This is a genomic window from Sulfobacillus thermosulfidooxidans DSM 9293, from assembly GCF_900176145.1.
Lineage (GTDB): Bacteria > Bacillota > Sulfobacillia > Sulfobacillales > Sulfobacillaceae > Sulfobacillus > Sulfobacillus thermosulfidooxidans.
In genome coordinates this window covers 424,306-450,401 of the sequence record NZ_FWWY01000001.1, presented here as the reverse complement: position 1 = coordinate 450,401, position 26,096 = coordinate 424,306, and the positions used below count along the sequence as shown (strand labels likewise).

28 protein-coding genes, 1 pseudogene and 1 riboswitch are annotated in these 26,096 nt (G+C 48.4%); of the genes and pseudogenes, 20 read left to right on the top strand and 9 right to left on the bottom strand.

Translation table 11 applies throughout. The features are described 5' to 3' along the window. The first annotated feature begins 11 nt into the window (after positions 1–11). Together B8987_RS02405 and B8987_RS02400 are read left to right on the top strand one after the other, a co-directional pair. Positions 12–227: an NfeD family protein gene (locus B8987_RS02405; RefSeq protein ID WP_020376354.1), complete on the top strand. Its 216-nt coding sequence runs from the start codon at positions 12–14 to the stop codon at positions 225–227. A 13-nt stretch (positions 228–240) separates the two neighbouring features. Next, positions 241–1,215, top strand: a complete 975-nt coding sequence (locus tag B8987_RS02400) for an SPFH domain-containing protein (protein ID WP_020376353.1) — start codon at positions 241–243, stop codon at positions 1,213–1,215. A gap of 68 nt (positions 1,216–1,283) precedes the next feature. Here the strand turns inward: B8987_RS02400 and B8987_RS02395 are convergent, their stop codons facing one another. Continuing rightward, the gene (locus tag B8987_RS02395) at positions 1,284–2,753 is read right to left on the bottom strand and encodes an MFS transporter (RefSeq protein WP_020376352.1); all 1,470 of its coding nucleotides are present in this window, start codon (positions 2,751–2,753) and stop codon (positions 1,284–1,286) included. A gap of 135 nt (positions 2,754–2,888) precedes the next feature. On the opposite strand from B8987_RS02395, the gene B8987_RS02390 reads away from it, so the two are divergent. Next, positions 2,889–3,785 (top strand): LysR family transcriptional regulator, encoded by an 897-nt coding sequence (locus B8987_RS02390; RefSeq protein ID WP_020376351.1) that lies wholly within the window; start codon positions 2,889–2,891, stop codon positions 3,783–3,785. Between the two features lie 63 nt (positions 3,786–3,848). Here B8987_RS02390 and B8987_RS02385 read toward each other — a convergent pair whose 3' ends face one another. The 3 genes from B8987_RS02385 to merA form a co-directional block, all read right to left on the bottom strand. Beyond that, positions 3,849–4,226, bottom strand: coding sequence for an ArsR/SmtB family transcription factor (locus tag B8987_RS02385; RefSeq protein WP_020376350.1), 378 nt, complete (start codon positions 4,224–4,226; stop codon positions 3,849–3,851). Positions 4,227–4,307: 81 nt separating this feature from the next. Next, positions 4,308–5,282, bottom strand: a complete 975-nt coding sequence (locus B8987_RS02380) for a glycosyltransferase (protein ID WP_020376349.1) — start codon at positions 5,280–5,282, stop codon at positions 4,308–4,310. A gap of 100 nt (positions 5,283–5,382) precedes the next feature. Beyond that, the gene (gene merA, locus B8987_RS02375; protein WP_020376348.1) at positions 5,383–7,299 is read right to left on the bottom strand and encodes a mercury(II) reductase; all 1,917 of its coding nucleotides are present in this window, start codon (positions 7,297–7,299) and stop codon (positions 5,383–5,385) included. Between the two features lie 416 nt (positions 7,300–7,715). On the opposite strand from merA, the gene B8987_RS02370 reads away from it, so the two are divergent. The 5 genes from B8987_RS02370 (at position 7,716) to B8987_RS02350 (ending at position 12,340) form a co-directional block, all read left to right on the top strand. Further along, complete coding sequence (locus B8987_RS02370; protein WP_084660846.1) at positions 7,716–9,566, top strand: glycoside hydrolase family 15 protein; 1,851 nt, start codon at positions 7,716–7,718, stop codon at positions 9,564–9,566. Positions 9,567–9,685: 119 nt separating this feature from the next. Continuing rightward, positions 9,686–10,006 (top strand): nitrate/nitrite transporter NrtS, encoded by a 321-nt coding sequence (gene nrtS, locus B8987_RS02365; RefSeq protein WP_020376345.1) that lies wholly within the window; start codon positions 9,686–9,688, stop codon positions 10,004–10,006. Positions 10,007–10,251: 245 nt separating this feature from the next. Next, positions 10,252–10,743, top strand: coding sequence for a hypothetical protein (locus B8987_RS02360; protein WP_020376344.1), 492 nt, complete (start codon positions 10,252–10,254; stop codon positions 10,741–10,743). A 128-nt stretch (positions 10,744–10,871) separates the two neighbouring features. Further along, a complete protein-coding gene (locus tag B8987_RS02355) occupies positions 10,872–11,225 on the top strand; it encodes a hypothetical protein (protein WP_020376343.1) in 354 nt (117 codons plus the stop codon). A 77-nt stretch (positions 11,226–11,302) separates the two neighbouring features. Beyond that, positions 11,303–12,340: a YncE family protein gene (locus tag B8987_RS02350; RefSeq protein WP_020376342.1), complete on the top strand. Its 1,038-nt coding sequence runs from the start codon at positions 11,303–11,305 to the stop codon at positions 12,338–12,340. A 159-nt stretch (positions 12,341–12,499) separates the two neighbouring features. Here B8987_RS02350 and B8987_RS02345 read toward each other — a convergent pair whose 3' ends face one another. Genes B8987_RS02345 through B8987_RS02330 form a run of 4 tightly spaced genes read right to left on the bottom strand, consistent with a single transcriptional unit; the run spans position 12,500 to position 15,824 of the window. Next, positions 12,500–13,183 carry a Crp/Fnr family transcriptional regulator gene (locus tag B8987_RS02345; RefSeq protein ID WP_020376341.1) on the bottom strand — a complete coding sequence of 228 codons (684 nt, stop codon included), beginning with the start codon at positions 13,181–13,183 and terminating at the stop codon, positions 12,500–12,502. Then, entirely contained in the window at positions 13,167–14,174 is a 1,008-nt protein-coding gene (gene egtD / locus B8987_RS02340) for an L-histidine N(alpha)-methyltransferase (RefSeq protein WP_020376340.1), read from the bottom strand. The genes B8987_RS02345 and egtD overlap by 17 nt, the downstream gene beginning before the upstream one ends. After that, positions 14,171–15,559, bottom strand: coding sequence for an ergothioneine biosynthesis protein EgtB (gene egtB / locus B8987_RS02335; protein ID WP_242824018.1), 1,389 nt, complete (start codon positions 15,557–15,559; stop codon positions 14,171–14,173). Before egtB ends, egtD begins: the two co-directional genes overlap by 4 nt. A 58-nt stretch (positions 15,560–15,617) precedes the next feature. Next, complete coding sequence (locus tag B8987_RS02330; RefSeq protein ID WP_020376338.1) at positions 15,618–15,824, bottom strand: glutaredoxin family protein; 207 nt, start codon at positions 15,822–15,824, stop codon at positions 15,618–15,620. A gap of 349 nt (positions 15,825–16,173) precedes the next feature. On the opposite strand from B8987_RS02330, the pseudogene B8987_RS02325 reads away from it, so the two are divergent. Together B8987_RS02325 and B8987_RS02320 are read left to right on the top strand one after the other, a co-directional pair. Next, a pseudogene (locus tag B8987_RS02325) lies at positions 16,174–16,575 on the top strand (arsenate reductase/protein-tyrosine-phosphatase family protein); the annotation flags it as partial. Positions 16,576–16,677: 102 nt separating this feature from the next. Continuing rightward, entirely contained in the window at positions 16,678–17,040 is a 363-nt protein-coding gene (locus B8987_RS02320; RefSeq protein WP_020376336.1) for a cupin domain-containing protein, read from the top strand. 177 nt (positions 17,041–17,217) lie between these two features. Here the strand turns inward: B8987_RS02320 and B8987_RS02315 are convergent, their stop codons facing one another. Continuing rightward, positions 17,218–17,709, bottom strand: coding sequence for a hypothetical protein (locus B8987_RS02315; protein ID WP_020376335.1), 492 nt, complete (start codon positions 17,707–17,709; stop codon positions 17,218–17,220). Between the two features lie 372 nt (positions 17,710–18,081). On the opposite strand from B8987_RS02315, the gene eno reads away from it, so the two are divergent. The 10 genes from eno to B8987_RS02265 all read left to right on the top strand — a co-directional run bounded on the left by eno (position 18,082) and on the right by B8987_RS02265 (position 26,083). Further along, the gene (gene eno / locus B8987_RS02310) at positions 18,082–19,362 is read left to right on the top strand and encodes a phosphopyruvate hydratase (RefSeq protein ID WP_020376334.1); all 1,281 of its coding nucleotides are present in this window, start codon (positions 18,082–18,084) and stop codon (positions 19,360–19,362) included. A 131-nt stretch (positions 19,363–19,493) separates the two neighbouring features. Next, positions 19,494–20,015, top strand: a complete 522-nt coding sequence (locus B8987_RS02305) for a hypothetical protein (protein WP_020376333.1) — start codon at positions 19,494–19,496, stop codon at positions 20,013–20,015. 67 nt (positions 20,016–20,082) lie between these two features. Continuing rightward, a complete protein-coding gene (locus tag B8987_RS02300; RefSeq protein WP_020376332.1) occupies positions 20,083–20,541 on the top strand; it encodes an HAD hydrolase family protein in 459 nt (152 codons plus the stop codon). 447 nt (positions 20,542–20,988) lie between these two features. Continuing rightward, on the top strand, positions 20,989–21,993 hold the full coding sequence (locus B8987_RS02295) for an NAD(P)/FAD-dependent oxidoreductase (RefSeq protein WP_020376331.1): 1,005 nt from the start codon (positions 20,989–20,991) through the stop codon (positions 21,991–21,993). Between the two features lie 71 nt (positions 21,994–22,064). After that, the gene (locus tag B8987_RS02290) at positions 22,065–22,556 is read left to right on the top strand and encodes an HPP family protein (RefSeq protein WP_020376330.1); all 492 of its coding nucleotides are present in this window, start codon (positions 22,065–22,067) and stop codon (positions 22,554–22,556) included. 166 nt (positions 22,557–22,722) lie between these two features. Further along, positions 22,723–22,917, top strand: a complete 195-nt coding sequence (locus B8987_RS19305) for a hypothetical protein (protein WP_028962861.1) — start codon at positions 22,723–22,725, stop codon at positions 22,915–22,917. A 486-nt stretch (positions 22,918–23,403) separates the two neighbouring features. After that, positions 23,404–23,472, top strand: a riboswitch (Fluoride riboswitch). A 118-nt stretch (positions 23,473–23,590) separates the two neighbouring features. Beyond that, positions 23,591–23,974: a DUF190 domain-containing protein gene (locus B8987_RS02280; protein WP_020376328.1), complete on the top strand. Its 384-nt coding sequence runs from the start codon at positions 23,591–23,593 to the stop codon at positions 23,972–23,974. Between the two features lie 69 nt (positions 23,975–24,043). Next, positions 24,044–24,556, top strand: coding sequence for a sulfocyanin-like copper-binding protein (locus B8987_RS02275; protein WP_020376327.1), 513 nt, complete (start codon positions 24,044–24,046; stop codon positions 24,554–24,556). A 36-nt stretch (positions 24,557–24,592) separates the two neighbouring features. Then, positions 24,593–25,240 carry a twin-arginine translocation signal domain-containing protein gene (locus B8987_RS02270; protein WP_084660845.1) on the top strand — a complete coding sequence of 216 codons (648 nt, stop codon included), beginning with the start codon at positions 24,593–24,595 and terminating at the stop codon, positions 25,238–25,240. A 24-nt stretch (positions 25,241–25,264) separates the two neighbouring features. Further along, positions 25,265–26,083, top strand: a complete 819-nt coding sequence (locus tag B8987_RS02265; RefSeq protein WP_084660844.1) for a cytochrome c oxidase subunit II — start codon at positions 25,265–25,267, stop codon at positions 26,081–26,083. The last annotated feature ends 13 nt before the right edge of the window (positions 26,084–26,096 follow it).

Below are 26,096 nucleotides of genomic sequence, written 5' to 3'. Positions count from 1 at the left end.
GGGTGAGGACTATGAGATATCGTTCCTCCATTGATCGCTTAATCGGATCGGTCGGGATCGCCGTTACGGTGATCCCTGCAGACCGAATGGGAATGGGCATTGTGAAAGTGAATGGGCAACAATGGTCTGCGGTGACGGATAATCCGGAACCGATTCCGGCGGGTAGCAAAATCTGGGTGAGTGCGCGTGATCAAATCACGCTCATTGTGGTAGCCGATCAAGGCTAAGGGGGCATGGGCCATGTTACAATTTCTTGTCGAAGCCATTATTGTCATCGGCTTAATTATCTTAGCTCTGCGCTCCACGTTACGGATTGTACCCCAAGGTTCTGTCGGTGTTATTGAACGCTTGGGCCGCTTTCATCATGAAGCCCCGCCAGGCCTCGTGATTAAATTGCCCCTAATAGACAATTTAAAATTTGTCAGCACCAAGTCGGTGACCGTGGCATTATCTCCGGAACCCGTGATTACCGCCGACAATGTCAGTCCGGTGATTGATGCCTATTTTTTATACCAAGTTGTGGATGCGAAAAGCTACTTGTATGAAATTCAAAATCCTGAGTTAGCTATTAAAAACATTGTTTCATCGACGTTACGGTCGGAGGTCGGGCAACGCAAATTGGCTGAAGTGATGACGCACCGGGAACAAATCAATGCGGCTTTGCGCAATGAACTCGACGAATTAACGGGTCCATGGGGAATTCGAATAGTGCAAGCCTCTATTCGCCAAGTTGACTTGACCGACGAAATGCAAAAGGCGATGGAAGCCCAGAAAAAGGCCGATGCCAACAAATTAGCGGCCATTGAACAAGCGCAAGGACAAAAAGAGGCCAGCATTTTGCAAGCGGAAGGCGCACGCCAAGCGGCCATCGCGCAGGCGGAAGGTGAACAACGAGCGATGATCTTGCGGGCAGATGCTGCCAAACAGGCTCGTATTTTAGAGGCTGAGGCCGAAGCCATCGCGATTCGCAAATTGGCAGAAGCCCAAGCCGAAGCGACGCAAGTAGTGAACCGGGCGGTGTTGGGACTAGCTGAAGATGACGCGCATGAATGGCATCCCGAAAAAATCCAAGCGATTTTGCGACTAAAGTCGTTAGAAACCTTGAGTGCAGTGGGGCAGTCTCAATCGACGAAGTTGGTACTGCCCGGCGAGATTACTGGCTTGGCTGGTTTAATTGATGCCTTAAAAACCCCAAGCTCGGGCACTTCCGATTAAATGTTAAATGTGAAAATCTCCCAAGCACCCAGCGACTGTCAAACGCCTGTGCCGGATGCTTGGGAATATTAGTGAACAGCACTTTGCGATTGTTCGACTAAGGCTGGCGACTGGTGACCGCGCAGAAATGAAAGACATGCTGATATCAGGGCCATCAAGGCCATGAACACAAAGGCCCAGTTTAGACCGTGGACAAAGTGAACGAGTCCTTGGGCATTGACCGCGGTAGGCTCCCCGGCAAAAATTGCTAACATAATGGATGGGGGAACCGTAGCCGCGACCAATGCCAACACCATCCCTACCGAAAATACATTGCCTGTGTTCAGCAACATGGTGCGTGTGCTCGCTGCAATCCCTCGCTCCTCCGGTGCCACGGTGCCCATGATGGCACTTGTGTTAGGCGAATTAAATAGCCCATTTCCCACTCCAGCGATGGTGAGCCACATGGCGATAATGACATAAGGTGTGGATAAGGAAATGGTGAGGGCAAAACCTAAAAGGCTGATAGCCATGATCAGCGCGCCTAATGTGGCCAATATCCGGGCTCCCATGCGATCTGATAACCATCCCGATACCGGAGCGGTCAATCCCATGGCGATAGCCATAGGGATGACGGAGATGCCAGCTTGTAGCGCGTTGTCTCCCCGTGCCCCTTGAAAGTAGAAGATAAAAAGCAGCACGATAGCACCGCGTCCCATGGCGATAAAAAAGTTTGACAAGTTGCCCATGGCAAAAGCCCGAATGTGAAATAACCGCAGTTTCAATAAGGGATCGGTCACGACCTTTTCCCAGCGTATAAAGACATAGAACCCTACCACGGCAGTCGCCAATCCCGTATAGACTACTGGGGAGTTCCAGCCCCTGAGTCCGCCCCAGGTAATCGCAATTAACACGCCCAATAGGCTCAGCATATAGGTGAAGTTGCCCCAATAGTCAATGCGCTGGTGGCGTTCGGGCGGCGTTAGGTCACGGAGTAGATGAGATGCCCAAAAAGTGCCTATAATCCCGATCGGTACATTAAACCAAAAAACCCAGTGCCAGTTGAACCAAGTCACGAGCAATCCACCTAACACAGGCCCCGCAATTTGGCCGAGCGCTATCACAATGCTGTTGATGCCTAGTGCGAGCCCAAGCTGCTGGCGAGGAAAGGCATCCGCGACAATCGCCGTAGAGTTGCCCATGACGAGCGATCCGCCGACTGCTTGAAGGGCGCGTATTGCTAGCAACGTTTGCCCATTGGGTGAAAACCCTGCGGCCAAACTCGCAACCGTAAACAACCCAAATCCAGCCACATACCACCGTTTACGTCCGTACATATCCGAAAACCGTCCGACAGTGAGTACCAACACAGTCTGTGTCACCATATAGGCCAACATGACCCAAATGGCCAATAATGAGGACATATGAAGCACGCGGATAAGGGTTGGTAATGCGACGAGAAGGGTCGTGCCATTTAGCATAGCCATAAACATGCCTAAGCTTGTGGCGGACAAGGCCCACCACTTATAGTGGGCTGGGAGTGTGGCACGTGTTGTCATTGTCGTCACTTCCGATTTTGCAAAATTTACCGAACGCGTGATGTCTCGATAGCACTAATTAAAGACGTCCCTCTCTAGACGTCCAAGGCATTTTTCGGTATACATAGGTATAAAAATAATTTATAGGACATAACCATGGAAATTACCCTGCGACAACTAGCCTGTTTAGTGGCGGTAGCTGATCACGGTTCGATTTCCGCTGCGGCCGTGGCATTGGATGTAACCCAACCGACCGTCACCCATCAGTTAAAGCTTTTAGAAGATTTATTGGGTTACCGTCTTGTTGACCGGAGTGCCCGCGGCATTACTGTCCGGCCAGAAGGGCAAATCGTGGTGGACCGAGCCCGTGTTATCCTGCAGCAAACGGCGTCATTAGCGGATGATTTAGTCGACATTCGTACCGTGCATGGCGAAGTGCGTTTAGGGATCATTCAAACGGCATCCGCCGCACACTTCCCGTTTGTGTATCGCAGCTTGATGACGCGGTATCCTGATGTACACTTGATAGTTACAGAAGGACGGTCTATGGATTTAGTGGAAAAAGTGCGTCACGGGGATTTAGATCTGGCGGTGGTCACATTGCCTCTGATGTACACCGACTTGCAAGTCGCGCCATTATGGCGAGAAGAACTGGTGTTAATCGATAATCCCTCATCCTCAGTTCAGGAAGAAGCCATAACCATTAAGCAGCTTGATGGCTTACCCTTTATTGGACTCGATGTAGGGACAGGACTTCAACGTCATGTGTTGGCGTTGTTTCACGAAAACGGCATTCAACCTCGCCTAATTTTTCAAGCGACGAGTATAGCCACAGTTATCGGGTTTGTTGCGGCTGGATTAGGGATTTCTATTGTCCCCAATCAAGCCGCTAGGGTCTATGCAGACGTTGGACAAATTGTGGTGCGCCATTTAAATCCGGCCGCCTTTAGACAGTTAGTCCTTATTTATCGTCCTCTCGAAACCATGTCGAGCGCTGTGCGTGTTATCGCCCAGACTTTTATTACCCAAGCCCGAAGATTTCCCCGGGGATAGGCCGTGTTGGCGATGGCCGTTTTTCCTATGGCCACTTCTTATTACCAGGTGATACAAAACATGCTAGCCAGGATGTGGCACATTGTCTGCATCTTGGGTGTCAGAAGGCTTAACGAAATGGCATGAGGCTATACCCAGCAGATGATCATGCAACATGGCCCGGCTGACATCTAACAAGATACTGACGCGCTCATCACTCAATGAATAAAAGACATAACGACCGTGAGCTTCAGCCCGTACTAAGCCGCAACTCTTGAGACACGTCAGATGGTTTGATAAGTGTCCTTGACCCATCTCCAATTGTTGTACGAGCTGGCTAACATTTAACGGGCCTTGTGTTCTTAAAGTGTCCAAAACACGCAGACGAATGGGGTTGCTCAGGGCTTGCCAAAACGCCGCCAGCAGATCTTCTTGCTGCGCACCAGACAGGCTGAAAAACATGGATTTCCTCCTTTCTTTTTCCCGTTTTTCTTTTTTGCTTTGATTCTTTTTGTGCTGATAGAAGGCATTGAATGTTTGCGGTTACGAAATCCATTGAGACAAAAGCTGGTCATATTGAGATTGTTCAATCCACGGATTGTGCTGTTCGTGAATCACGCGGTGAGCATTGAAACCAATTTCTTGGCGCTGTTTGGGATGATTCCAAAGAAATAGCATGATCTCGACGAATTCTTCCACCGTGTCAAACAAGAAGCCTGTGCTCCCGTGATCAATCAGGGCGGTATTGCCTGGAATCCGGGTGGCAATAACACAGGATCCACAGGCCATAGCCTCCATCAGAGCATTAGATACTCCTTCGGCCGCAGAGGTGTTAAGAACACATCCGGCTCGACAATAGTATTGGGGCATTTGTTGACGGGGAATCTCTCCGACTAAATGAACCCAAGAATGAGGGGCCGCTTTCATTTTTACGCGCGAATCTTCGTCGTCACTCCGAGATGGGCCGGCAATAACAAGATCCAGCTGCGGTCCCTTTTCACGTACTGCCTGAATGAGGTCTATGGCCCAGTGGGTTCGTTTTACAGGCCGTAATCCTCCAGCAATCAATGCAGACGTTAAGTGACTGGAGGGCGGGATAACACCCGGCCGAAAGAGTTGATGATCCACAGCCGGAACGATCACATGTACTTTGGATTCCCAGTGTGGGGCAACACTTAAGAGACGGTCCCTGGCATTTGGGGTAAAGACAATATGACCTTTGACGTGGTCTAACAAGGCGATCATTTCGGGAAAAGTGGCAAGGCCGTCCCATAAATCGGTTCCGGTCCAGATCACGGCGATGCGTTCGGGGTTAGCTCCGGACTGAATGAGCGGAACCCCGACTGTCCAAGCGTTATAGGCCAAGATAAAGTCGTACCCACCAAATGCTGGACGGCGAGTAACCACACCTTTCCAACCTTTGGGTTCGAGTTCTTGGACAATCCGTTCAGCGGTAATGGCATTGCCCCCGGTTGCCGGTGTATCCGGGGGAATAACATGGGCAATAAATCGTGACACACTTTTCGCCTCCTTGTTAGCGATTGTTGGCGACATGCTCGTTAATACGGCAAAGGCAAATCATTGGGAAAGGGCCCGAAAGTCTTGGGCCCTTTGTGAATTAGCCGGCGCAGCAGGATAGTTTACTCACGTCTTTGTCAAAAGTCAGTGCGGTGAGCTTGAGACCTTCGGCCATCGTTAAGTAGGGAGCCAGTGAGTCGGTGAGGTCGTCAATGGTCAATCCAAACTTAACGGCTAAAGTGGCAGCGTATATAACATCTCCTGCATTTTCCGAGACGACTTGGGCCCCCACGATACGGCCTGAAGCTTCCTCGGCAACGAGTTTGAACACCCCGCGCGTATCACGGTTGGCTAAAGCGCGAGTCACGGCTTCTAATGGCAGGACGGCTGACTTTACCGCGATCCCTTTCTTTTTAGCCTGGTCTTCTGTCATTCCGACGGAAGCAATGGACGGTTGGGTAAAGGTGACCGCGGGCACTGCATCCAGTTTCAAAGTCTGGACAGCGGGTTTTAAACCGAGAGCATTTTGCGCAGCGATTTTTCCTTCATAGGCCGCCACATAAACAAATTGGGGACCCATCGTGACGTCTCCAGCGGCAAATATCGCGGGATTTGTGGTCCGGAGCGTCTCGTCGGTCTTGGGTTCGCCATGTGCACCTTGTTCCACTCCGGCAGCGGGTAAGTTTAACGCCTCGGTATTAGGGACTCGGCCAGCTGCGACTAACAAGGCGTCTCCGATAACGGTGTGAGCCTTCCCATTCACGTGCAGATGCACAGCAATGCTTTCTCCTTGTTTTTCAACATGGTCATATTGGACGCCGGTGAGAACGGTAATACCTTCGGATACCATGACGTCTTGAATGATGTCCCGGACTTCAGCATCATAAGCGGGCATCAAAGCCGGGCTGCGCTGCATCAATGTTACCTCGGAGCCAAAGTGACGGAACAATTCGCCCAGTTCCAAGGCAATATAACCCGATCCGATAACGAGGAGATGTTTGGGGCGTGTCGTCAAATTGAGAGCGGAGGTACTGGTCAAATAGGGCACGCTATCGAGCCCGGCAATATCAGGAATTCGGGGTCTGGCACCCGTGGCAATAATGTATCGTCCTGCGGTGAGAACTCTATCCCCAACGGCTAAACGGTGTTCATCGAGAAATGTCGCTTCGCCCTCGATCAGGTCGATTTCGTATTCAGGCAGCAAGTCAGCATATTTTTTCTGACGGAGTTCCTGCACCAGTTCATCTTTCTGTTCAACTAAGGTCTTCAGATCCGCGGGATTGGCCGTCGTGTGAAGACCCTGAAAGGGATTCTGTTGCGCCCAGTGATGCAAATCGCTGGCGCGAAGAAGGGTTTTTGATGGGACACAACCAATATTGACACAAGTTCCGCCTAAGGTTCCACGCTCAATCATGGCCACAGAAAAACCGGCTCCGCGAGCTTCAATGGCGGCGCCGAAGGCGGCACTACCAGAACCAATCACAATCAGATCATAATCTTGGTCACCGCGCGTTTTGTGTTTAATATCTGTGACTTCCGCATTAACGGTCCGGGATAACGGGCGTACTTCCTTAGGCTTGTATCCGGCCTCTGAAACCGCTTGGCGCAAAGTGTCGAGCGATAAGGTTTCGGGAGCCCAGAATGTGGCTTCTCCGCGGCGGAAATTGGCTGACACATCAGAAGCTCCGGCTTTTGTTAGGGCCTTGGTAATGTGCACTTCGCAATCCGTGCAAGTCATGCCTTGAATATCCATGTGGTAGGGAACCATTTCCGAGGAATCGTTAGGATCTTGAATTTTGACATCCTTGGGTTGATATCCAGCCTGCGCTACGGCTTCTTGGGCTTTGTCAACAGGGAAATCCAAGGGGGCGATAAAGGTTGCCAAACCTTTTTTGTAATCAGCATGCACATCCGTGGCTCCTACCGATTGTAAAGCGTCTTGTACGTGGTGTTCACAACTCGTACAGGTCATTCCTTCAATATCCATGCTAAATAACTTTTTCTTGGAACCTGACATGATCATCTCACCTTTCTTTTTTCCAACAGGCCTTCTTTACGGACTACTGTGGTCCTTGAAAATGAAAAGGCCCACAGCTTCTTGCGATCTCTTTAGGTAATCTGTGTTCGTAGGGCCGCAACCATACATCACCATGAATGGGTTATACCACCATTGGTCTAAATATATCATAAAATCACAATATGTAAATGGGTTGGAAGGGGTTAGCAGGAATGAAACATGTTGAGAAACAGGCAAACATCTTATCGTGCTTGGCATGGAAGTGGCCACAATTATTTTACCTATGCAATGTAGGGTAGATCACACTATGACATTGTGATTTTATGATATGTTAAAAGCAGAAGGATAACAGGCACTATGATTAGGAAGTTTGCCGGATAGGAAATGGGTTGGAGCAATGAAAGGACGCCTAAAGTATGGCATGGACTCATGAAAAACTTGAAAAACCTCGCACCGGATTTTGGCCCATAAATCAGTACATGGCTCTTGGGGATATGCGCACGAGTGCTTTAATTGGTCCTGATGGGAGCGTTGATTGGTTATGCTTGCCGCAATTTGATAGCGGCAGTGTGTTTGGGAGGATTTTGGACAAAGATGGAGGCGCCTTTGAATTAACCGCTGTCGAACCGGCTGAGGTCTGGCGGCGGTATTGGCCGCATACCAATGTCATCGAAACCCGTGTCAATACACGTCAGGGAACATGGATTATTCGGGACTGGATGTCTTACGATTCTGTATCGCCACGGCTGAACCGACGTATTCGCGTTATACGGGGGGGTGCCCATATTCGGGTATCAGTTAAACTCCGTCCCGAATATGGCTTAGTTACAGCCCAATTAGCAGCACCCTCACCCTTTCATATCACCTGGACTCATAACGCTCATGTATGGCATTTGGTCTCCGATTTTCCTTTGCATCCGATCGATACCGATGTCTATGGTGAATTCATATTGGACGCCGGTACTACGGGGGGCTTTAGCTTAGGTCTTGACCCCGGCAATGACAGTGGTGAGTGGCTAGAGCAACAGCTTCTTGATTTAAACAATACGGTGAAATTTTGGCAAGATTGGATGCAAATGTGTCCGGATGAAGGGAATTATTCGGAATACATCGAGCGTTCAGCGTTGACATTGAAACTTTTGACTTATGCGCCCACGGGAGCTATTGTGGCAGCTCCTACGACATCGCTGCCAGAAGACCCAGGAGGTGTGCGCAATTGGGATTACCGGTATTCCTGGTTACGAGATGCCAGTATGACCTTAATGGCCTTACACTGGCTAGGACATCCCCATGAAGGGCAAGCTTTTTTCCGGTGGATGTTAACCTGTTGCGCGGTCGATCGCCTCGTATTGCACCCAGTGGTGCCCGGGGGTCTTGTCCACGAATGGGAGCATCCCGCATGGCGTGGATATGAAGACGCGCACCCTGTTCGCATTGGAAACCAGGCAGCCACTCAGAGGCAATTTGACGTGTATGGAGAAGTGCTGGATGCCGCCTGGCAACACTTTCAATATGACGATACAGATTTGTCCGATTTATGGCCCTTTTTTACGGAACTCGCGGAAGAAGCGGCGTTGCATTGGACCGAGCCCGATGAAGGTATTTGGGAAACACGTGGGGAACCCCAACACTTTCTTTATAGCAAGGCGCAGTGTTGGGTGGCTCTTGATCGTGCCCAAAAAATAGCGAAGAAGTGGCAACTTGTGGCTCCTTTGGACCGCTGGCAGCGCATCGCTACCGAGATTCGCGAGACAGTGCTTCAAGAAGGTTACAGTTTGGGCACACAGAGTTTTATGCAGACCTTCAATAAAGACACATTTGATGCGAGTGTTCTCTTATTACCACAGTTAGGTATTGTTTCTGCCCACGACCCGCGGATGGTATCGACTATATCAGCGATAAGGAAGTATCTTTGCGTGCCTGGGGACAACGATGGCCTTTTCTTATACCGTTATCGTGCCATGGACGACGGAATTGTCGGCTCTGAGCATGCTTTTTTGCTTTGTAGTACGTGGTTAATAGGGACAATGGCATTGGCCGGCCAAATTGAAGAGGCCAAAAAGCTTTTAGAGCGGTTTTTGTCCATTGCTCCACACGGATTATTTGCTGAAGAATATGACCCTCTCACTCAGCGGTTTTGGGGAAACTTTCCCCAGGCATTTACCCATTTAGGCGTGATCACAGCGATATTACATGTGGAACAAGCACAGTCTTCTTCCCAAAGTGGACCGCTTAGAGGATGCCGGGGATGGCCTCAGGCCACGTAAAACCGCGTAGGATTTCATCACCTCTCTCTTGTTCCATTGTCTCTTCCCGACAGACAAAGAAGACAAAAAAGACAAAGAAGACAAAGAAGGTAAAGCGTCACACGTAAGTGAGGTGAAGAATGATGAAAACCGAGAAAGAGGAACCGCATTTAGTTTGTCACACCTGTGGCCGTCCCATTGTGCGCTACAGAACCGTTAAAGATTCCCAGGTTGTGTGGCTTTGTGGCCGGGATGCCGCGCTTTATCGGCCATGGGTTCGTAATGGAGTCAAGACGGCACTGGTTGTGGGCACGATTCTCGCCCTGATCAATCATGGGAGTACATATTGGACAGGCCCTTGGACGACAGAATTGTTTGTGAAAACCGGGTTGACATATTGCGTACCCTATGCCGTGTCCATGTGGGGGGCTTTGTCCGCAAGCCGTGTCCATCACGCGTAAGATCGTCATACGATGATATATCCTGCTTTTCGGAAAAAATTCAGGCATAGGCAAACTGACACAGCGCAGTTTGCCTTTCTTATACGACATGATGTAGTGTATAATGGTCATGGACTTGCATGGCGCATAGACATTGTCGTTTGCTGGAAACTCCCATAAATGTGTTCCCACGACGTTTGGAGTGTGAGATAGCTTGCAGAACATTTCTCGAGGGGATGATATCGTCCCCTTAGGAGGTGGAAAGCATGACAAATTCACATGACGTTGCGTGGGGACGCGGCATACTGGGAGGAATCGTGGGGGCTATGGTTATGGCGATGTGGGCCATGATGGTCTCGGCGCTCAGTGGTATGGGGTTGTGGGCACCTGTTCAACTCATTGCCGCGGTATGGTTCGGGGCTTCAGCGATGCATCTGTCTATCGGGATCATCATTGTGGGAATCATGACCCACATGATGATGGGAATGGTCTTGGGTGTGATATTAGCGATTCTCTTTAGGTTTTTGGCTATTCCCAGAGGAATGGGGCGACTAGTGTGGGGAATGGTATACGGACTTGTCATTTGGGTCATTAACCAGTTCGCGGTGTTACCCCTGATCGATCCGCTGATGGCTTCGCACATGCCACCCTGGGCTTTTGCTATTGCACATATGATGTTTGGTGTCGTCAGTGCGGCCTTCTTATTGAATTCATCGTCTGTTGTGGCCAGGCGAGGTCGACATGAGCTAGCTCAATAATGTGAGAAGTCCAACGGGGGAGAGTGCTGTAGGGCTCTCCCTTCGTCCCACAAAAATTCGGATCTCTTACAAGCTAAGGGAGATCATGGCCATGGTTATGAGCATTTCGAGAGTCAATGGGAGGTTCTATGCTGCACCAATTTCTTACTTTATTTGGTTCGGGTGCCGGGGTTATTCATGACGGGCTTTTGGCCGCTGCTCTTGTGGCATATGGCCTCGGCGCCAAACACCTGTGGATTAACGGCAGGTGGGAAGCACGGGGGTTATATGGGCTCGGTGGGATTCTTCTAATCTATTACGAAGTGCACATGATGTGGCTTTGGTTTGTGTTGGGTTTTGTAGCGATTGTCGTAGCGATGGGACTGCCCAGTGGTTCATATCTCAGACGCGATCAGGCGAGGTCCCCAGGCCATGTAGATTCTAAGCGGGACATCGTCCCTCCCACAAAACACCCGTCAAACAGCGATAGAGAACGTCCATGAATTTTTCGCGACACTGTGTGGTTTATGCTGTGTAGCCCACAATCAACGAGTATGCAAATGAGGAGAGGATGTTAACAATGATGATAAAAGCCAGTATGGGTGCCTTAATCTTGGCGGCTTCGATGACTACAGGGTTTTCGTTTAATGCACATGTACCTCTTGGTCACGGTGTACAAGTGGTCGGGGCGTTTTCGGGACCACCTTCGGGACCGGGCCCGGGAACCATTGTGGATTGGGCTGTAGGACAAAGTACCGCGCGAATCGGGTCTTTTGCGCCGTCTGGCACCCTTGAAGGCAACAGCTTTTATGTAGGGTATGATATTCCCCGCCATGAAATTTTCATTCCGACAGAAGCGGGAACTACGGTGGTAATGAAGCCCGGAACCTTGAAACCTATAGCCACGTTTTCGTCTCTGCCGGGAGGTCGTCTTGCCCGGGTGACTCCTAATCATCAGACGGTGCTCGAGCTGTCTTCTACTCAGATTGCGGCATATTCGACCCGAGCAGGCTATTCTCAGCGTTTTGTCGACCCTGTGGGTGGCAACGCTATCATTGTGTCGCCGAATGGCCATGATGCTTTTGTTGGGGGCAATATGGACTCGACTATTACGGAAATTGCGTTGCCATCCGGACGCATTATCCGTCATTTTTCGGTACCGCGGTCTGGAGACCTGGTATGGGCACATGGCCAGATTTTTTCAGCGGACATCAAAACCGGGGTTATGACTGTGTTAAATCCCCGCACGGGAACTATCACGCGGATTCCAACCCCGGAAGTCGATCCTTCATTCAGTTATTCAGATATCCCCGGGGCGAATGCAGGATTTATGCAACTGGCAGTATCTCCGGGACAACAGTATGTCTATGCGGCGGGATTCTCTGGTCACATTTTGAAATTCTCTGCGCTCAATGACACCTACTTAGGCGAGGTTCCTGTGCGTGTCAACCTTCAAGGACTCAACCAGTTAAGTGGTCTAGCCGTGTTACCTGGGGGAAAAACCGCTGTGGTAACGGTGGAAAATTTAAAGGAAACCGCGGTTGTGGAACTTTCATCGGGAAAAATCCTTCGCTTATTGCCCCATGTAGCCAGTAATCGCTGGCTTGTCATTCGCTAAGATCACGGTTTATAACCTAGCACGTGAACATTAACGCGACAGGATAGGGTAATGCCTGTCGCCTTTGTCATATGACGAGGAGCTGTTCACGGGCGGAATGAAGATTCAGGCACCCTTCCCCCGGACACTGGGGAAGGGTACTCATGAAGTTGAGATTGTTTAGTCATCTAACAGATTCTCTAATCGTTTGGGTTGCACACGAATTACCCCCCGTTCTGTTTGCACGGTATCAGCGGGAAATTCGCTAAGAACGAGACTGACGGATTCGCGGGTGGCTCCGATTAAATGGGCGACTTCCTGGTGGGTGAGCTTTAAGTCGATCCGTACCCACCCATGGTCCTCTTCTTGGCCAAATTGATCGGAGAGAGTCAGAAGCAGATATCCAATGCGCGTTTTGACATCTTCAAGCAATAACATCGTCGTTAGTGCTTGCAATTTCCGGATCTCTTGGGAGAGAATTTCAACGAGTTTCAACGCAATCCGGGGACGTTGCTCCATAAACCGCGCTAAATCGGCTTTCCCCATCTTACAAACCAGCGTTGGAGCCACTGTTTTGGCATAACAACTCCCTGCTCCAGTGGCAAACAAGTCCGTTTCGCCAAAAATGTTGCCATCCCCTAGAACCGTCAATGTGAGTTGCTTTCCTTCGGGGGTGACTTGAAATAGTTGAACCCTGCCACGTTTTAAGAAAAAGATTTGTTGAATTTTATCTCCGGGTTCGTAAATAATGGTGTTCGCTGGGTAGGACATAATGGGGACAAGAGCATCAATGGCCGCGATATCCTCTGCACTCAGCTCTGTTAACAAATTAATTTCTGCCAAATAATCAAATTTCGTTTTCATGGATTCCATCCTTTGTTCCCTTCGGAAAGGGACGTAAATAATGAAGACTAAAGGCATTACGTGGATCGGTCCAGACGGCAAGGGGTATCCACCCAGCTTGACGTGCCAAGGTTTGAAACTCGGTAATGGTGTATTTATAGGAGTACTCGGTGAGGATGCGTTCACCCTGCTCAAAGACAAATTCATGCCCGGCAATGCTCACTCGATGAGCATAATGACTAACCAAATACATCGCAATCCGTCCATTTTGAGCTTGGTATTCGGCATGATGGCTAAAATGGTTGACGGGAAAGTTGGCGCCGCACTCGCGGTTAATGCGAGTCAGAACATTGCGATTGAACGCTGCCGTAATCCCTTTCGCGTCATTATAAGCATGATGCAGGATGCTGGCTTGCTTTTTTAAGTCAATGCCAATCAATAAAGCATCACAGGAGGATAGGTTTTGGGCCCACCGTTCAAGAAACTCTTGCGCCTCTGGAGGATCAAAATTGCCAAGCGTTGATCCTAAATAGACCAAAAGCTTGGGATTTTTGTCGATAGTTTGAGGCAACGAGAACGCTGCTCCATAATCTGCGGCGACTCCAATGAACTGACGGTGCAAAAACTCCTGAGACAATGCGGATAAGGCAGAGTGTAACGCATCCAACGATATATCAATGGCAACATATGTGGTGGCTTGGGGCAAATGGCGAAGCAACTGGCGTGTCTTGGCGCCGCTACCGCTGCCCAGTTCGATCAGGGTAACGGGATGAGGCACCAGGGCCTGTAAAGGTTCTTGGATGTGATCTAAGATCGCTTGTTCAGCACGGGTGAGATAATATTCAGGCTGCTTGGTAATTGCTTCGAACAGCAAGGATCCTTGAGCGTCGTAAAATAACTTTGGGGGCAAACGCTTGGGACGTTGGGACAGGCCATCTAACACTTCCGTTAAAATATCTTCCGATTTAGGTTGACGGTCAATAATATGATATCGTGATCGTTCTTGGTTCATTGGACATCTCCTGCCAATCGTAATCCTGAAAAAGCCCATGTGGATTCCGGAGAAAAAAAGTTTCGGTAGGTGGTGCGAATATGTGACTGAGGAGTGAGGGCACATCCACCACGCAGAACATATTGTCCGTTCATGAATTTTCCGTTGTATTCACCTAAAGCACCCTTCGGAGCATGATAGCCTGGATATGGGGCGTAAGGACTTTGGGTCCATTCCCATACCCCGCCTAAGGTGGCGAGCATCGTATTTAGGGGGCCTATTACCGGTTCAGGATGAAAGATTTGGGATTCTAGAAAATTGCTGGCCGTTATCGGCAGATGAGTGGCTGCCCATTCCCACTCGGCTTCGGTGGGTAAGCGTCCCCCTCGCCACCTAGCGAAAGCGTCCGCTTCATAATAGCTGAGATGCACGACGGGTGCATTGAGTTGTAAGGGTAGAAGACCCAAGAGGGTGAATTCAAACCATTCTCCGTCGATTTGGTGCCAATATCGGGGATGTTGCCAATGATGGTCCAATAACCAATGCCAACCATCCGAAAGCCACAGTGTGGGATTTTGGTAGCCGCCATCTAAAATGAATTCAAGAAATTCGTGATTGGTTACAGTACGGTTGGCAATGCGGGCGGGGGTTAACCAGACTTTGTGCCGAGGCTTTTCATTATCATAGGAAAACCCTGTTCCCTCGTAACCTAAAAACGTGATTCCTTCCGGAATTTCGAGCCATTGCCAAGGAGAGATGGTTAAAGACTCCCAGGTTGAGGGGTTATCCTGATAAGCGGGGAAAAGGGGATTTGCAGCAAAATTAGCCAAAATGTCCATCATCAAAAGTTCTTGATGCTGTTGTTCATGATGGAGTCCCCAGCCAATAAGCTCAGCAATCCGGCTGAAAAGCGGCATAGATAACCTAGGAATCCATTGCGTGATTTGATCATCAACTTTTTGCCGATAGTGTATGATGTCCTGAACAGTGGGGCGAGATAATGTTCCCCGACGGTCTCTTGGAAAGTAAGGGCCGACTTGTTCATAATAGGAATTAAATAACATGCGGTAGGCATCTTGTTCGGGACGATAGGTATCACAGAATGGCTGTAAAATGAATGTCTCAAAAAACCAGGTCGTATGGGCTAAATGCCATTTTGGCGGACTTGCTTCAGGACAACTTTGAATGACATAATCTTCGGTTTCGAGCGGCATTGTTAAGTTCATCGTTGTCGCTCGAATGTCATGATAGGCTTTGAGCACGGTGTCTGGGGTAATGGTTTCAAACGAGACCGGGAAAAGGGTTTTTGAGGTCGTGTTAATCACTCCTTCTTGCTGCTTAAGATGGCTTAAGATGGCTTTAAGGTTGCTTAAGGATGCCGTGAGACATACGTCTTTTGTTTCCACTGGCAATTGATAAGCACCGGAACGACGATGCCAGCAGACCGGTGAAGGGATGAATTTATCACGATGTGCTATGACGCCACCATTGTTCTAAGGCGACAGGATCAAATCCGCGAAGGATCTGCTCTCCAATCACTAAGATGGGCGTTTCTTTATAGCCCCATTGCTGCATTTTTTGTTGGGCTACGATATTGTCGGCAATGTTATAGATCTGATAAGGAATTCCTCGTTGTTTAAAAAATATTTCGGCAGCTTCACCCCAGGACACCCGGGATGCGTGTAAATATCGACAGACGGCATAGGGACGTTCTCCCTTCTTGGGATATCAATTGCGAAGCATACGGCTTTAGAGATGAACAGATAACGCTAGAAAATCGCGAACTTTAAAAACCGCTTAATGGCTGGATTTCATTGTAGATAAGATTAGATGTCATGACTGTAATCTGTTTCACATTACGCTGTGGTCTTGTTATTGATGCCGCCGTCTATGTATCTGGATATTGGTATCCATAAACTGTTATATCCTTATTGTATAATGAACTTGGCTTAGTCAAAAGGGGTGGGTCAAGATGTCCCAAGTCGTGAAAATATTGTTTGTGTGAGGAGAAAATGCGCTTCGCAGTCAAATTGCCGAAGCTGCCGCCCACTGGTTCGGTGGACAACATATCGAAGCATTTAGTGCCGGAGTCAATCCTGCCCAACAAGTACGGGTCGAATTGTCACAGCTTCTTGAAGAAATTGGAATACCTTTTGTGATGCATTCTCCTGTGCCTTTGGCTCTTTATGACATGGCAGATTTTGATGTCGTCGTAACCTTATGTGATCCAAGTCGTGCTGTTTGTCCTATTCCTCCTCCTGGACCTTATCACGTGCACTGGTCGATTCCGGGACCTGACGTGTCAAGCTCAGTAGATCCCATAACACACATGAATGGGCTGAGAACACTGCGTGATGAGATTGTCCGTCATGTTCGAAAATTATTGGATGATCAGCCTTGGATCCATGATGAAAAATCTTAAATGCGCTGGCTGTCCTTTTACTCTCGGTGTGCATTGGGGAATATTCGTCCTACGTTCTCATCGAACAAGCTAGACTTTAAACAGAAAAGGGTGTTGACCTTTATGATATCTCCTGTCAATTTGTCGGAAAAATTTCGGTTATTTCATGAAACCTGGCATCCCAAGATTGTGGGCGAAGTCAATGATATGTATGTGAAGCTAGCTAAACTCCAAGGAGAATTTGTGTGGCACCGTCACGAAGAGGAAGATGAAATGTTTTTGGTTGTTAAAGGGACCTTACAAATTCGAATGCGAGACCAGGATCTGACGGTGCGAGAAGGGGAATTCGTCGTGATTCCCCATGGTGTCGATCATATGCCGGTGGCAGCTCAGGAAGTACAAGTTTTGTTATTGGAACCTAAGGCCCCCAAACATACGGGAAATGTGGTTACGGACCAAACGGTCAGCGATTTAGAATGGATTTAACCGCTAAGCCTATAACAATGAATGAAGTTGATGGTCACCTATTCACTTTATTCTTAAGTCGTAATAAGTCGTAATGAGAATCCAGACAAATGGTTTTTTCCCTCTTATCTTCTTTAAGATCCTCTGTGGCAAAGTGCTTCCACAGAGGATCTGCGATGGCAAAGAGTGATGGCTTCTTTAGGTGAGCATATTCCATTCCGGATGATATTGTAATGACCCAATAGTAATCTTACCCTGCGGAACTTTGCGTTCATCAACGGCCCACAGCACGTCATGAGAGGTCATGGTCAATAGACTTGCAGCGCGCCACAAATCCCACGGCGGGGTCAATATAGGGGGAGCGGGACGCATTAAGAGTCCAGCCGGAATGGGTGTAAAGTTTTGAATCCGTTTCATCCATGACCACTCGGATTCTTCAACCGAGGTAAATGGGGGCCATAGACTTTGCGTCACTTGCGATCCCGTATCTAAAAGTTCCTGTAAAACTTCCCGATACCCAATGGTACCAATCAGCCGGTTATGACGGTTGACCACCGCAATCGTAAATTCCGGAGCGGTGAGTTTACGAAAGTAATGTGGAGTTAAATTGAATAGCTGGTGTTCTTCCAGCCAATCGCTAGACGTAATGGGCAGAATCCATGACTCAGATTGGAGGCGTTCTACGCTCATGATAATTCCCCTTTCGGAATCAGGGAATAAAAAAACCCCTGATTGGAAATAATCAGGAGCCATTAGCCGCGAGAACGACATTTAATAAGGCCAGCTCCATGGCCCGTTTGCATTGATAATTTAATTTTAGTTTAGGGAGTGTTGTTGATGCTGTCAAGAAAATCTACGCCATAAGAATCATACTTCGTGATGCATTTAAGAATTTAGACGTTGACCACACAAAGTCGACCGTGGCACAATACTAATCATAATCGGTCATGGTGTTGGCCCTGGCGTGAGCCGAAATGCGGATGTAGCCGCTAATAACACCTTCTCTGGGGAAGGTGTTATTTTTTCATCTTCCCAGAAATAATCCGCAAGGGAGGAAAGAGGATGCCTCACGCAGCCATTGCCGATGTTCACGCGTACCAAATTTTAGATTCCCGTGCTGATGCGACCCTCTTTGTCGAAGTGACCTTAGATACCGGACATAAAGGTGGAGCAGCTGTTCCTCACGGGGCATCTACGGGACGGTATGAAGCTCAAGAAATTCGGGATCAGTCTGGTCTGTATCGACGGGGAGACGTCATGCGAGCGGTGCACGTCGTGAATCACTTGATTAGGCCTGTTATTCTCGGGTTAGACCCAGAACAACAAGACGATATTGATCACCAGTTAATCGGGGGCGACGGTACCGCTTCCAAACACAGATGGGGAGCTAATAGTATTTTAGGAGTATCATTGGCCGTGAGTGCTGCGGCAGCTACGTATCGCAACCTACCTGCCTATGCCTATTTAAATTCTCACTACTCCCCTGGGCTTCCCATTCCCCAAATGAATGTGATTAACGGCGGTGTTCACGCGGATACGAAGATGCCAATTCAAGAATTTCTCCTTATCCCTGGGGGCGCTGACAGTATGCAAGAAGCAGTGGCGATGGGGGTTGACACTTACACAGTATTGAAAGAGATATTGCATCAGCAAGGATACCGGACGACGGTGGGTGACGAGGGAGGATTTGCCCCGGAATTCGCGGATCCTCGCGAAGTTTTCGAGTTGCTCATCTTGAGTATCGAACGGGCTGGATATCGTCCGTTAAGGGATATTGCGCTCGGCATTGATGTGGCAGCGAGTGAACTATTTCAGAACGGACGGTATGCATGGTATGGCCATGAGGTGACGGCTCAAGAACTTATTGATCAGTATGAAACCTGGGTCAGGGATTATCCGCTCATTTCGATAGAGGATGGGTTATCGGAAGATGCCTGGTCTGATTGGGCCGAGTTGATGCGTGAAATGCCTAAGCATGTGAATATTGTCGGCGATGACATTTTTGTCACAAACAAGGAACGGGTTATGCGAGGTATTCAAGAAAGCGCAGCGTCGGCGGTTTTAATTAAATTAAATCAAATTGGTACTTTGACGGAAACTCGTGAAGTTATTGCCATGACTCATGATGCTGGATGGGACGCGATTGTCTCTCATCGTTCCGGAGAAACGTGTGACACCATGATGGTTGATTTGGCCATAGCAGACGGTGTTCGCTTTATTAAGGCAGGGGCTCCCCAGCGTGGAGAGCGTGTGGCGAAATATAATCGTTTGTTGCTCATCGAAGCCATGGATTCGTCTTTACCATTTGCTGGATGGGATTCAGAGCGAGTGAAGGAACAATGACCAGAAGAAATATCGCTTTTAAGCCAAGAGGGATTTGGAGAAAACTGTTATGGAAAAGGGATCGTTATCCAACAATCTTGGCGTCCCAGTGGGATCACTTGTTTATAAGTTCTTTAGACGATGACCAGTGCATGATGTGTGTGGGTCAACAAAGAGGATTAGCTACCCATTTTCAAGAAGTTATGATGAGATCTTCTGCTTATGATGGCAATAAGAAGGACGGGACTTTGTGTCCGCGGCATATTATGGACTTATGCCAGTGGGCAGATTCTTTATCGCCTGACACGATGAATCACAATTGTCCTCACGTTCTAGCTGCCGTTCGTCTCGGCGAGTATGCGTCTTGCTCCGCATGCGAGTTCGAAAAGGCGTTGATATTACGATTTAGTCGATATCTTGTCCAAATGGCTCGTGCTCGCCAAGCCTTACGTTTTTCGGTGTGTTATGCGCATTATCAAGGTCTGGTTGAGATTAAAGGATGGTGGAAACCATTTTTTCCTAAGGAGTGGCAGCGTAAGCGGTGGTGGCATACATGGCTAACTCGCTATTGCCGGGTTATGGTAACCCATGGTCAATTTTTATCGCCCTCCTTGGCTGATGCCTTGATGGCGTGTCAAGAGACAAAGGAGAACCTCAGAATTCCACTGATGTGAGAATTCTTTGAACACATAGGTGTGATAGACATTAGCCGTTAATGAAAAAGTAGGAGAGGATGTCTTGATGTATACCATTGATATTCCCGGCCAAGGCGAACTGCAGCTCGCCCATGCCGTTTTTGATTTTAATGGCACGTTAGCCAATGGAGGTGATTTGTTACCCGATTTAGGGCCCTTACTGTTTCGTGTTTCAAATTTGCTTCCGTGTGTGATTTTAACAGCGGATTCTTTCGGCTCGGTTCATAATGCCCTTAAAGCATTGCCTGTTCGGGTAGAGATCGTGAAAACCGGCAAGGACAAGGCACGGTTTGTTGAACAGTTGGCAGGAGGTGTGGTGGCCGTAGGAAATGGTTGGAATGATTATGAAATGTTTACTCGGGCTGATTTGTCCATTGTTACAGGTGGCCCAGAGGGAACAGCCGCCAAAGTACTTCAAGTGGCGGATATTTTTGTACCGAATATTTATGTTGCCCTTGATTTGCTATTGAATCCCAAAAAAATAATTGCGACGTTACGGATTTAAATCCACCAGTTCTCTTTCCTGATTTTTCCAATTTATTAACCTGAGGGTTCCAGAGCCCTTTCCCCGGTGAAAATAAATAACCGGCGAATGGGTTTTGTCTTGGGGGTTGTAGTGCGTCATTAAAGTCAGTATTCTTGGGGCGATTTCAGGGGCCACTTTGACCGATTTAGTTTGAGAGACAAATATCTATTGGTTGATCATCTTTACGAGAGGGTTCCTTTTACGAAAGGGATGGATGCGGCCAATAGACAAAAATCATCCCCTTGCCAATCTGGGGGCAATCCGCTACATTAAAAAACTAAAGTGTCAAATTGATTCTCTCCTTGGTATAGTCAGATATAGTCGGCTAAATGAAGATAGCCATTGTCGTAAGCCTATACCTGGCCATAACGACCATGATCCGATGAATTCGATGGATATCAACGCGGGCTAGCGCAAGAAATATGATTGGAGGCGGTTCATACGGAATTATATGATGTAACAATCGTCGGCGGAGGGCCCGTGGGATTATTTGGCGCCACCTTGGCGAGTTTGCATGGGATGAAAGTCAAAATTATTGAAAGTTTGCCTGAATTGGGTGGACAATTATATGCCCTCTATCCTGAAAAACCTGTTTATGACGTGGCAGGTTTTCCTGAAATCGCAGCCAAGGATTTGGCGTTAAACTTAGTAGCTCAAATGGAGCGTATGCATCCCGAAGTGGTCTTAAAGGAATCGGTAGAGGCTGTGGAAAGTTTGGATGATGGAAACTTTCTTTTGCATACCACACGGGGCGTGCATTATTCGCGCGCGATTTTATTAGCGGTTGGTATTGGCTCATTTACTCCCCGCAGATTACCTGCCCAAGGGGCTGAAATTTTTGAAGGAAAGGGACTTCACTACTTTGTTCCACCATTAGATACGTTTGCTGGTCAACACGTTTTGGTCGTGGGAGGAGGAGATACCGCCGTTGATTGGGCGCTGGCCGTGTCCAAGAAGGCTCATAAAGTTAGCATTGTCCACCGTCGAAATGAGTTTCGAGCGCAAGAAGACAGTGTTCGGCAAATGCATGAAGCCCCGAACATTTCGATCATTACGCCAGCCGAAGTCGAAGAAATCTATGGCCGCCATCAAGTCACCGGGGTTCGTGTTAAGCATCACGAACAGGGTCCCAGTGAATTAGCTGTGGACGCCATTATTGGTGGATTAGGATTTCATCCGGATTTAGGCCCTGTGAAGACATGGGGAATTGAATTGAAGGGTTCAACAATTAAAGTGTCATTGGATTCTATGCTAACCAGTCGACCTGGGATTTGGGCAGTTGGCGATGCGGTTTACTACCCGGGTAAGGTGAAATTGATTGCGACGGGATTTGGTGAAGTGGGCATTGCTGTGGCGCAAATTCGCTCCTATCTACATCCTGGCGTGTCGGGATTGCCCCATAGTACGACATTAAAAAATAAGCAGCGGTAATTCTGAAGTCACGAATTATCATTGAGAGTCTTATGACGTGTGAGGAAATTACGATGTGAGGCCAAGGATTTATGAGACAACCATTTTTGCAGCGTTATCCGTTTCGGTTGCCATGGCAAACGTATGTGTGGTTTGGTGTGATTCTGGGTTTGTTTGCCTTGATTGATCAACAGCCATGGCATTTGACCGCATTTTTGGTGCCACCATTCGGAGCCACGTTAACCCTCATCGTGGCTTTGCCACAGCAAACGGTGTCGCAACCGGGGCCAATCATTCTTGGAGGTACTTTAAGTGCAGCTGTGGGGAGTTTATTGGGACTATGGTTTCATGGTCCCTTAATTGCTGCCTTGGCAGGGATAATTGTTTTTCTGATATTACCCCCTTTAGGTTTATTTTTTCCTCCCGGCATCGCCTTTGCAATATTTCCCTTACTGGTGAAAACCACTCCGTGGTTTCCCGTGCTTTCCGTCTTTCCTTTTACCGTTGTGGCTTGCGGTTCGGCGAGCTTTTTGAGCCAACACGTTAAAGATTGGCCCTCATATCCTCGGGGGCCAAGTCTTTAATGGCTCGGGAAACCGTGCAAATGCCCAAAAGATGGCCGAATACAGGCATATTTTGTCGAGAAATTTTTTATCTGGACTATACTTCTGGTGTGATATGGTCCATAATTCGTAAGGGTTCTACATTTTTCATATGAATCCTGTAAGACAACAGGGAGGTGGTCAAGGCGTGATTATCCCTTTAACTTATAGATTGAATATTCCGATAACTAATGAATTGGCTAATAAACTTGCTACCTGTGCTCAAGACTTGCGAACAGATGAAGAATCATTAATTGTTGAGGCTCTCGCGTTGTATTTGGATTGCGCCTCCTGCCCTGCTTCTCAACCATCTGATATGACTGTTGCCAAACATCGCAAATAATTCCGACATTGCGAAAATACCCCACATCACCCGATTTGTGCTGGCGTGAATATTCCCTGCCCCTAAATGACATACCGCCAGCCTTAATTGACGCGGAAACGGATACGCCTGTACACTCAGCCAGTCCTCTTTTAGAAACACTTCCTCATGAATGGATATTTGAGCCAAACGTATGGTGAGTAACATTATATACATACATCGTGCCTCATACCTCATACATTGTTGCAAAGAACTACAATAAAATATCATGTCTTATGCTTTAGGTCCGAATTATTTCTGCCTGAGACCTCTCACCCAAACCCAAACTTACAGATGCAAATTGGGAGATGAAATTTACCCATAAATCGTTTTTGGCACCATAACCTAGTAAAATCGTCACCGGGACTCTTTATGTTGAAACGATAACGGGTATTTTGTGCTATTCGCAAAAAAATTCCATAACATGTTGTCAAGTAATGATATTGTGAAGTACAATTCGATTTGTAACTTTAATATGGTCATGGTGTTGACCGCTACCCAACCGCTTGATATCAAGCTAATGACACCTGCCTTTTCTAAGGAGGTTTTGTTTTTTTATGCTGCTACCTTAAATAAATCCTTATGCTTAAGAAGACTTCCTCATGACGATCTTTTGGTAGAACTGCAATGAGTTTTTGAAGGGTGTTGATCGACGATGCATCACACACATAAACCCTTAGTAGGTGATGGAATTCGACTTCGCATTATGATCGGAGAAGATGTACATTGGCATCACAAGCCGCTATATCACCAGATTGTTTTGAAGGCTAGAGAAAATGGATTAGCAGGTACGACTGTGATTCGAGCTCTGGAAGGATATGGGCCTAACTCTCGTATCCATACAGCTAATATCTTGGATTTATCGGATGATTTGCCCGTTGTCGTAGAAATTGTTGATACGAAAGAAGATATTGATAAGTTCCTCCCCGTTCTTGATGAAATGGTAGACGCAGGTCTGATAACGCTAGATCCCGTACAAGTGGTTAAGTACTCCCATGCTCATATATCGGAAGTTAATGATGCCTCGGAAACAAAATAGCAATGCACGTGGATGATCATGCCCGTCACATATGTGGGTTGATTATGTGGAGGGAGAGGATGGTGTTTGGTGAAAAGTAAATGGGCTGGGCTGACAGCTTTGGGTATGCTTGGATTGGCTTTGGCTGGTTGCGGTACGCAAAGCATCAATGCCTCGCAGTGGATGATTGTCCATCCGGCAACCAAGACGGTCGATTTAAAGATTGAAAGCACCTACTCGAGTGCCAAGCAGGCGAATGTGTTTGATGGGTTTACACAGGGACATCTACTCATCACAATTCCTGTCGACTATCACGTTACTATGAACTTTGTGAACAATGGCCCGATACCGGAGTCAATAGGTATCTATGATCATCATCACTTAGCCTTTCCGGGCGCAGGCGAACCGTATGCTCAAGTGGTTACTTCGCCGACGGCAGGGTTATTACCGGGACAAAGCCAATCTTACACGTTTACCGCATCGAAGGTCGGGACGTTTATTTTAGGCGATATGCTTAATGGCGATCCGGACAATACGCCTACGAGCGATTTGTGGGACATCGTGAAAGTGGTGCCGTCCGGAGTGCCATCATTTCAATCCTGAACACAGTAAAGATGAAGATTGGAAGGAGGAACTTGGGTGAACAAATTACCAAATGAGCCCCCGGTTGAACCGGAAATTCCTGAAGAGCAACAATGGAGTCGCCGCCAGTTCCTCGTCGGCAGTGCCGCCTTAGGGGTGGCGGGCGCAGTGACCCTCTTTGGGCGCCAAGCGCTCGTGGATGCCGCGCGCGGTCTCTTTGGATCGCCGGTGAGTTCCGGGACGGTCCACCTCTACGCGTACGACTACTATTACATCCCCAATTACATGACCTGGCGCGTTGGCGACCAGATGGACATTATCTTCCAAAATCAAAGTCACACCCACTGGCATGAATGGACCATGGGCCGCCATGTGAATGAGGCCTATTTCCAAGCCTTTGGCAATCTCTCGGCGGACGCCTGGGCCGTCGACTTTTGGGATGGGGTCCATGTGACCTTGAGTGATCCCTATAACATCGATAACTTTGTGCCCAACAAAGCGATTGTGACCTATGACGGGCCTAAGGCGCTCTTTAACATCCAAACGGGCGGCGACTTTAGCCCGACGTTGAAACCCGGCGGCAGCATCCATATTTCCTTTACCGTGCCCAATAAACCCGGGATTTGGGATTATGGTTGCTTTGTCCAACAGTACATTCACTACCGTACGGGTATGCGCGGGAAAGTCATGATTTTGCCGGCCTGAGGCTGAGAAAGGAGCACGCCCATCATGGGAGAGAATGTCTTATTTACGATTTTATGGGTCGTCTTTAGTGTGTTGGGAGAGATTGGGGACCGGGTCCTGATTCATCACAACCCGATGTATTATATTGTCTCCAACCAAGGGGAATTGGCGCTGCAGGCGTTTAATTTCATCTTGGTGGTCCTCACCCCGATTTTTGTCTTTGTCGTCTTGTTCTTGCTTTTTACCATGGTGCGTTTTCACACCAAGCGGGGGGAAATGCCGCCCGCGAACCGCCGGTTCGCGGTGGACAACAAAGCGTTTGTGGTGATGTGGGTCGGGGGCAGTATTGTCATCAACTTGCTCTTTTTCCTCCATCCCACGACCTCCGCGATGGAGCAGATGTTTGCCTTGGATGAACCTGCAGCCAACACCCACGACTTGATTGTCGATGTCACCGCCCGGCAGTGGGAATGGATCTTTAGCTATCCGCAATATGGGCTGACGCAGACGGTCAATGCCAACGGGCAAGACCTGTTGGAACTGCCGGTCAACAAGCCCGTGGAATTTGTCTTGCGCTCGTATGACCCCTATCACACCTACGACCAATATGCCGATGTGATTCACAGTTTCTGGATTCCGGCCTTTGGCATTAAAGAGGATGTGATTCCCGGGGAAACCCGTTATGAGTACCTGACCCCGACCAAGATTACGTCCTTCAGCGTGAATCCGATGGTGCGGGTGCAATGTGCTGAAGTGTGTGGACCGGGTCATCCGTGGATGGAAGCGCCCTTGAAAGTGGTGTCGCAAGCGCAATTCGCGCAGTGGATTCAATACGAAAAATCGTTAGCCAATGGGGCGGGATAACGCCGCCTTGAAC

Excerpts from the sequence above, each read along its gene's own strand:
- B8987_RS02405 (WP_020376354.1), top strand. The coding sequence starts at position 12 with ATGAGATATCGTTCCTCCATTGATCGCTTAATCGGATCGGTCGGGATC.
- B8987_RS02400 (WP_020376353.1), top strand. The coding sequence starts at position 241 with ATGTTACAATTTCTTGTCGAAGCCATTATTGTCATCGGCTTAATTATC.
- B8987_RS02395 (WP_020376352.1), bottom strand. The coding sequence starts at position 2,753 with ATGACAACACGTGCCACACTCCCAGCCCACTATAAGTGGTGGGCCTTG.
- B8987_RS02390 (WP_020376351.1), top strand. The coding sequence starts at position 2,889 with ATGGAAATTACCCTGCGACAACTAGCCTGTTTAGTGGCGGTAGCTGAT.
- B8987_RS02385 (WP_020376350.1), bottom strand. The coding sequence starts at position 4,226 with ATGTTTTTCAGCCTGTCTGGTGCGCAGCAAGAAGATCTGCTGGCGGCG.
- merA (WP_020376348.1), bottom strand. The coding sequence starts at position 7,299 with ATGTCAGGTTCCAAGAAAAAGTTATTTAGCATGGATATTGAAGGAATG.
- B8987_RS02370 (WP_084660846.1), top strand. The coding sequence starts at position 7,716 with ATGGCATGGACTCATGAAAAACTTGAAAAACCTCGCACCGGATTTTGG.
- nrtS (WP_020376345.1), top strand. The coding sequence starts at position 9,686 with ATGATGAAAACCGAGAAAGAGGAACCGCATTTAGTTTGTCACACCTGT.
- B8987_RS02360 (WP_020376344.1), top strand. The coding sequence starts at position 10,252 with ATGACAAATTCACATGACGTTGCGTGGGGACGCGGCATACTGGGAGGA.
- B8987_RS02355 (WP_020376343.1), top strand. The coding sequence starts at position 10,872 with ATGCTGCACCAATTTCTTACTTTATTTGGTTCGGGTGCCGGGGTTATT.
- B8987_RS02350 (WP_020376342.1), top strand. The coding sequence starts at position 11,303 with ATGATGATAAAAGCCAGTATGGGTGCCTTAATCTTGGCGGCTTCGATG.
- B8987_RS02345 (WP_020376341.1), bottom strand. The coding sequence starts at position 13,183 with ATGAAAACGAAATTTGATTATTTGGCAGAAATTAATTTGTTAACAGAG.
- egtD (WP_020376340.1), bottom strand. The coding sequence starts at position 14,174 with ATGAACCAAGAACGATCACGATATCATATTATTGACCGTCAACCTAAA.
- B8987_RS02320 (WP_020376336.1), top strand. The coding sequence starts at position 16,678 with ATGATATCTCCTGTCAATTTGTCGGAAAAATTTCGGTTATTTCATGAA.
- B8987_RS02315 (WP_020376335.1), bottom strand. The coding sequence starts at position 17,709 with ATGAGCGTAGAACGCCTCCAATCTGAGTCATGGATTCTGCCCATTACG.
- eno (WP_020376334.1), top strand. The coding sequence starts at position 18,082 with ATGCCTCACGCAGCCATTGCCGATGTTCACGCGTACCAAATTTTAGAT.
- B8987_RS02305 (WP_020376333.1), top strand. The coding sequence starts at position 19,494 with ATGATGTGTGTGGGTCAACAAAGAGGATTAGCTACCCATTTTCAAGAA.
- B8987_RS02300 (WP_020376332.1), top strand. The coding sequence starts at position 20,083 with ATGTATACCATTGATATTCCCGGCCAAGGCGAACTGCAGCTCGCCCAT.
- B8987_RS02290 (WP_020376330.1), top strand. The coding sequence starts at position 22,065 with ATGAGACAACCATTTTTGCAGCGTTATCCGTTTCGGTTGCCATGGCAA.
- B8987_RS02280 (WP_020376328.1), top strand. The coding sequence starts at position 23,591 with ATGCATCACACACATAAACCCTTAGTAGGTGATGGAATTCGACTTCGC.
- B8987_RS02265 (WP_084660844.1), top strand. The coding sequence starts at position 25,265 with ATGGGAGAGAATGTCTTATTTACGATTTTATGGGTCGTCTTTAGTGTG.